The sequence below is a fragment of the Acidiphilium sp. MT5 genome, assembly GCF_054767495.1.
This window is the reverse complement of the sequence record NZ_BAABMR010000038.1, coordinates 1-1,428: the sequence shown is the minus strand read 5'-3', so window position 1 is coordinate 1,428 and position 1,428 is coordinate 1. Positions and strand designations below refer to the sequence as shown.

Annotated in this window: 2 protein-coding genes; both read left to right on the top strand. The window is 61.1% G+C overall.

The window, feature by feature from the left end; all coding sequences use genetic code 11:
• A partial coding sequence (locus ACYUCQ_RS16215) for a type II toxin-antitoxin system HipA family toxin (protein WP_460255594.1) occupies positions 1–539 on the top strand: 539 nt, incomplete at its 5' end.
• Between the two features lie 304 nt (positions 540–843).
• Positions 844–1,428: type IV secretory system conjugative DNA transfer family protein (locus ACYUCQ_RS16210; RefSeq protein ID WP_460255593.1), on the top strand; the 585-nt coding region annotated here is incomplete at its 3' end.

Below are 1,428 nucleotides of genomic sequence, written 5' to 3'. Positions count from 1 at the left end.
TTTGCTCTCCTGTCGCGTTAAACACCTTATCTCGGTGTCCACGAAACCGGCAGCAGCTCAATGCACCGGGAAATCGCGATCGCTGGTCTTATGTGCTATTGGTCGAAGAGCTGCGCCGCGCCAGCGCGCGTCCCGACGCCGACGCGCAAGAGCTCTTTAGGCGCATGTGCTTCAACGCTCTGATCTCCAACGCAGACGATCATCCTCGCAATCACGCGATGATTGCCAAACATACCGACTGGCGCTTGTCACCGGCCTACGACCTGACGCCAACATCACCTGTCAGCCAGGATCATCGCGATCTCGCCTTGCTGATCGGCGACCAAGGCCGGTTCGCCAACGCGCAAAACCTGCTCTCTCAATGCAGTCGCTTCATGCTGACCCGTGAGGCTGCGGAGGCGATCATCGTAGAGATGACGCGCACGGTACGGGATCGCTGGTATGAGATCGCGCGCAGCGTCAGCGTCACCGAAAGTGATTGCGCGCTGATCGCGGGCGCTTTCGCCTATCCGGGATTCCAGACCCAATCAGGAAACTGAAGCATCATCACCATCATCATCGCGACCGTCACCATCGCCACCATGATGATCATCATCAGCAGCGGCATGTGCAAATGTTGGCCCTCTTATAGGCGATGAGCCAGGCGCAGCCGCCCCGGGTGATGGCGGCCTTCGGGTGTAGCAATTCTGCCGATCTATGACCGGGATGGGCGCAAAGCCGCCGGGGTCGAACAATCCATAAGGGCCTTACCTCGCCGAATTGTAACCCAGAACAGCCTTCCCTCATACCGCGAGGCAAAGGGGCTTGCACCGATTAATGACTGGCGACTGATAATCTGCCGCCATGTCCGCGACCAAAATTCTCTGGGGCCAAATTTTTGCTGTTACCACCGCCGTGCTCGCCTTCGTTTGGGCCGCGACGGAATGGGTAGCGTGGCGTTTGGCGTTCCAGCCGGGCCTCGGTCATCCCTGGTTTTTGCTCCTCGGCTGGCCGGTTTATCCGCCGCCCGCGTTCTTCTGGTGGTGGCTCGCCTATGACGCCTACGCACATTGGGTCTTCGTCACCGGCGGGTTTATCGCTGCTTCAGGCGGCATCGCTGCCGTGGTGGCCGCAATCACCATGTCCGTCTTACGCGCGCGGGAAGCCAAGCGCGTCACTACCTATGGTTCCGCACGCTGGGCCGATGCGCGCGAGGTTGGGGCAGCCGGGCTGCTCAGCCCTGATGGCGTGGTGCTCGGGTGCTGGCGGCGCGAATATCTGCGCCATGATGGCCCTGAGCATGTGTTGTGCTTTGCGCCGACGCGGTCCGGTAAGGGGGTTGGCCTCGTGGTGCCGACGCTGTTGACCTGGCCCGGCTCGGCCATCGTGCACGACATCAAGGGCGAGAATTGGACGCTCACTGCTGGCTGGCGCGCTCAATTTGGGCGC